This window comes from Mycobacterium sp. E1715, from assembly GCF_001667625.1.
In the GTDB taxonomy this organism is placed as follows: domain Bacteria; phylum Actinomycetota; class Actinomycetes; order Mycobacteriales; family Mycobacteriaceae; genus Mycobacterium.
In genome coordinates, this window is the sequence record NZ_LZJJ01000269.1 from 1 (window position 1) to 5,036 (window position 5,036).

Annotated in this window: 4 protein-coding genes, 1 tRNA gene and 1 pseudogene; 4 read left to right on the top strand and 2 right to left on the bottom strand. The window is 68.5% G+C overall.

Annotated features, from left to right (window positions below; all coding sequences use genetic code 11):
• Together A9X03_RS14000 and A9X03_RS14005 are read left to right on the top strand one after the other, a co-directional pair.
• Window positions 1-806: pseudogene (locus A9X03_RS14000) on the top strand (hypothetical protein); the annotation flags it as partial.
• A complete protein-coding gene (locus A9X03_RS14005) occupies window positions 803-1,981 on the top strand; it encodes a serine hydrolase domain-containing protein (protein ID WP_068261564.1) in 1,179 nt (392 codons plus the stop codon). The pseudogene A9X03_RS14000 and the gene A9X03_RS14005, both read left to right, overlap by 4 nt.
• A gap of 8 nt (window positions 1,982-1,989) precedes the next feature.
• On the opposite strand, the gene A9X03_RS30260 is transcribed toward A9X03_RS14005, so the two are convergent.
• On the bottom strand, window positions 1,990-2,301 hold the full coding sequence (locus A9X03_RS30260) for a hypothetical protein (protein ID WP_082974496.1): 312 nt from the start codon (window positions 2,299-2,301) through the stop codon (window positions 1,990-1,992).
• 381 nt (window positions 2,302-2,682) lie between these two features.
• Window positions 2,683-2,756 (bottom strand) — tRNA-Arg (locus A9X03_RS14015).
• Between the two features lie 186 nt (window positions 2,757-2,942).
• On the opposite strand from A9X03_RS14015, the gene A9X03_RS14020 reads away from it, so the two are divergent.
• Window positions 2,943-4,190, top strand: a complete 1,248-nt coding sequence (locus tag A9X03_RS14020) for an alpha/beta hydrolase (RefSeq protein WP_068261571.1) — start codon at window positions 2,943-2,945, stop codon at window positions 4,188-4,190.
• 139 nt (window positions 4,191-4,329) lie between these two features.
• The coding region (locus A9X03_RS14025) for a wax ester/triacylglycerol synthase family O-acyltransferase (protein WP_197696078.1) at window positions 4,330-5,036 on the top strand (707 nt) is incomplete at its 3' end.

A 5,036-nucleotide genomic window follows, 5' to 3' on the forward strand; every position in this document is an offset into this window, starting at 1 on the left:
ACGTGGAGGTGTGCCTCGAGGGCGCCGTGACCCGCCACGGCACCGTGGTCGGACCCGCGATGACGAGCCTCGTCGGATATTCGGAGCTGACGCCGAGCCGCGGCAGTTGGTGCGGCAATGACATCTGGCACGAGGTGCTACCGCCCGCCCAGACGCACGCCGCGCGGGAAATGGTGACAAAGCTCGGCGACGTCATGCGCCGCGAGGGATACCTCGGCTACTTCGAGGTGGACCTGTTGCACGACCTCGACTCCGACGAGCTCTACCTCGGCGAGGTGAACCCTCGCCTGAGTGGCGCCAGCCCGATGACGAACCTGACCACCGAGGCCTACGCCGACATGCCGCTGTTCCTCTTCCACCTGCTCGAGTACATGGACGTGGACTACGAGCTCGACATCGACGAGATCAACGCGCGCTGGGAGCGGGGCTACGGCGAGGACGAGGTCTGGGGCCAGGTGATCATCACCGAGACCTCGCCGGACATCGAGATCTTCACCGCGACGCCGCGGACCGGGGTTTGGCGCCTCGACGACGAAGGCCGGGTTTCCTTCTCGCGCACCGCAAACGACTGGGCCACGCTGCTCGATGGCTCCGAGGCTTTCTACATGCGGGTCGCGGCGCCCGGCGACCTCCGGTCCGAGGGCGCCCAACTCGGCGTGCTCGTCACCCGCTCGCACCTGCAGACCGACGACTATCAGCTGAGCGACCGCTGCCAGCGCTGGGTCAAGGGCATGAAGGCTAAGTTCACCTCGACGCCCCTGACGCCGGCCGCGCCGATCGTCTCTCGGCTCGTCGCGCGCGCGTGAGCGCCCCGGCCGGTATCTCCCTGGACAACTGGCTGGCGGCGCCCTATTCGCATTGGTCGTTCCAGCATGTCGAAGATTTCGTGCCGACGGCGTTGATCCCGCGCGGGACGGGGCCGGTCGCCGCGTTGCCCGCCGCCGGCGCTCCGGTGGCCGAGATCGGCCTGGCCGGGACAGACGGGTCGGCCACCACCGTCGGCGCGGTCATGGCCGCCACGGCAACCGACGGGTGGGCCGTCGCCCACCGCGGGTCGCTGGTGGCCGAGCAGTACCTCCACGGCATGGCGCCAAACACCCGGCACCTGTTGTTCTCGGTGAGCAAGTCGCTGGTGGGCGCCGTCGCGGGCGCGCTGCACGAGGCCGGCGCGATCGAGCTTGACGCGCCGGTCACGGCGTACGTTCCCGACCTGGCGACGTGTGGCTACGCCGGTGCGACGGTGCGCCACCTGCTGGACATGAGGTCGGGTATCAAGTTTTCCGAAAACTACGACGATCCGGCCGCCGAGATTCACCTGCTTGACCAGGCGATGGGGTGGGCGCCGCGGCGGAACGCGGATGCTCCCGCCACGTTGCGTGAGTTCCTGCTGACGCTGCGGCAGAAGTCGGTGCACGGCGGCCCGTTCGAGTACCGCTCGTGTGAAACGGACGTACTCGGCTGGATCTGTGAGGCCGCCGGCGGACAACGCATGCCGGAGTTGATGTCGGAATTGCTGTGGAGCCGCATCGGTGCCGAGTACGACGCCACCATCGCCGTCGACCCCGCCGGCACCGGTTTCTTCGACGGCGGCGTCAACGCCTGCCTGACCGACCTGATCCGGTTCGGTTCGCTGTTCCTGCGTGACGGGGTCTCGTTGACCGGCCAACAAGTGGTGCCCGCGGCGTGGCTCACCGACACCTTCGACGGTGGGCCCGACTCGCGGGAGGCGTTCGCCGCCAGCCCCGACCACGACACCGACCTGCCCGGCGGGATGTACCGTAACCAGATGTGGTTCCCCTACCCGGGTGCCAATGTCGTGTTGTGCCTGGGCATGTGCGGCCAGATGGTCTACGTCAACCGCGCGGCGGAGGTGGTCGCCGCCAAGGTGTCCACCCAGCCCCACTCGCACGAGCCGCACATGTTGGACACGTTGCGCGCGTTCGATGCGGTGGCGAACGAACTGGCCGGAGTCACCGGTTAGCTGGCCCGTCAGGTGTGGACGATAAAGCCCGCTTCGGTGTAGGGCGCTGGATCCGAGGGATCGTTGACCGTGATGTACAGGTCCCCGGCTGTGGGCATAACGAAGCCGACGAATCCATGAGTGCTCTGCCCGTCGTGCAGGCCGCCCGATTGCAGCGGGGGCATCTTGTCGAACCTCTGGAAGTCGACCGCAGACGTTGCCGGTTCGGGCGCATTGTCGGGATGAGTCATCGGCTGGTCGCCGCCGCCGTATCCGGCGAAGACGTGATCGCGGTCGAATTGGAAGAACTGATGGGACGTCGCGGTGACGGTCAATTCCACTACCGTGCAACCGGGGTCAGACGCCGGATTGGCAAAATGAGAGGCGCACCCGGGCGGTAACCGCGTCGCACTGTCGACGGTGATGTCCGCGGTCGCACCGTCGGCCGCCCGCGCATGCACGGGCACTCCGAGCTGACCGACCGGAAACGGTGGATTCTCGGGCCCGGGGTCGGCCGAACCGATGGGACACGAACATGCGGCGATCGCCAGGGCAACCGCGGGTGCGGCAATTACGGATTCCGCGCGCACCCTCGGTGGTTACCCGCAACGCCGCCGCACCAAAACGCCTCTGACCAGTCGTCTGGCCGGCACCAATTAGGAAGTTTGACCTCGCGCCGGAACTGAGCCGTCAACCATCAGCCGAGGTCATACCGGTCGGAGTGCCCCCGGCACGACTCGAACGTGCGACCTAGGGATTAGAAGGCCCTTGCTCTATCCACCTGAGCTACGGAGGCAATGTGCAGGTCAGTCTATCCAACGGCGTGTCGCGCCACGACTCGCCGCCGCGGCGCGCGTGAAAAGCGTTCGCGCACCGCATGTATCGGCTATGGTTGGGACCCTCGACACACGTAGAACACCGGCCGGTCATCGGCCGTTCACCGCAACGGAGCGTGTGCATAACGTCGAGGGGTGGCGTTGTTATGAGCGTGACCACGCACTTGACTTCACGGTGCTCGTGGGCCAGTAACCAGGCCTCACGCCTGGCGGCCGATGCGATGGACGCCTACCGGGCCGGCACGCTGTTGCTGCGCGGCTCGCCGTTCGCGCTGGGCTGTCTCGCCGGCTGGCTGTCCACGGAGTTTCCCCCGCACGTCCTGACCGGCCACGCGCTGTCGCGCGTCTCGCACCCGTCGATCGGCCGCGTCGGCGCCGCCTGGGCGGCGCAGCGGGCGGATCGGGCCCTCACCTCCGCGCTTGAGGAGTCCTTCGGCCCGGACTTCCGCGAGCAGGTGTGCCACCCGGGCGCCACCCAGCCCGTCTGCGCCCCGCGCGGCGGCATGTTGGGCCGGCCCGGGCCGCACCGCCGCTACGCCGCGCAGACCTCGAACATCTCCTACGGCCCGGGCGGCCGCGACAATCTGCTCGACGTCTGGCGGCGCCACGACCTCGCACCGGGGCGGCGGGCGCCGGTGCTGATCCAGGTTCCGGGCGGGGCGTGGACCGTCGGCGACAAACGGGTGCAGGCCTACACGCTGATGAGCCGCATGGCCGAACTCGGCTGGATCTGCGTCTCGATCAACTACTGCAAGAGCCCGCGTGCCACGTTCCCCGCGCACCTCATCGACGTGAAGCGGGCGATCGCGTGGGTCCGCCAGAACATCGCGGACTACGGCGGCGACCCCGACTTCATCGCGATCACCGGCGGGTCGGCCGGTGGACACCTGGCCTCCCTGGCGGCGCTCACCCCGAACGACCCGGCGTTTCAGCCCGGGTTCGAAGAGGCCGACACGACGGTCCAGGCCGTAGCCCCCTACTACGGCGTGTACGACTTCACCGACTTCGACAACATGCACCCGCTGATGCTGCCGTTCCTGGAGCAGTTCGTGCTGAAGGCCCGCCACAGCGACCAGCCCGAGCGGTTCGAGGCGGCGTCGCCGGTGTCCTACGTGCACGGTGAAGCGCCGCCCTTCTTCGTCCTGCACGGCGAGAAGGACGAAGTGGTGCCCAGCGGCCAGGCCCGAACCTTCTGCGCGGCGTTGCGCGCGGCCGGCGCCGCGACGGTGGCCCACGCCGAGCTCGCTAACGCGCACCACGCGTTCGACATCCTTTCGACGGTCCGATCGCGGCTGGCCGCCGACGCCGTCGCCGATTTCCTTGGCGTCATCTACGGCCGGCGCGTCAGCTCGCTGCTGGACACGGTGCCGCTGACCGCCACGTCGGCCAGCTGAGTCGCCATCGCCGTACGGCCCGACCGCTCCTTTCACCAGCGCGGCAACCCGACTAGCGTTGTGGTGGCAATGGGGTGGGTGGGTCCTAGGCAGGAGGCTTGATCGACGGTGACAAGGTTGGCGCATCGGGCGGATGGCGATGACTGAGTCCGAGGTCGTGAAGTTGTCCGACCAGCTGGGACCGGTCGACTATCTGATGCATCGGGGCGAAGCGAATCCCCGGACCCGCTCGGGGATCATGGCGCTGGAGCTCCTCGACACCACGCCGGACTGGGACAAGTTCCTGACGCGGTTCGAAAACGCCTCCCGGCGGGTGTTGCGGTTGCGGCAGAAGGTGGTCGTGCCGACGCTGCCGACGGCGTCACCGCGGTGGGTGGTGGACCCCGATTTCAACCTCGAATTCCATGTGCGCCGCATGCGGGTGGCCGAACCCGGCACGCTGCGCGACGTGTTCAACCTCGCCGAGGTGATCCTGCAGTCGCCGATGGACATCTCCCGGCCGCTGTGGACCGCCACTCTGGTCGAGGGTTTGGCCGGCGGAAAGGCCGCGACCCTGCTGCACGTCAGCCACGCCGTCACCGACGGCGTCGGCGGGGTGCAGATGTTCGCCGAAATCTATGACCTCGAACGCGATCCGCCGGCCAAACCGACGCCCCCGCTGCCCATCCCGCAGGACCTCACGGCCAACGACCTGATGCGGCAAGGCATCAACCACCTGCCCACCGCCGTGGTCGGTGGCGTCCTGAGCGCGGTGTCCGGGGCGGTCTCGGCGGCCGGGCGGGCGGTCCTGGAACCGGGCGCCACGGTGTCGGGGATCGTCGGCTACGCCATGTCGGGGATGCGGGT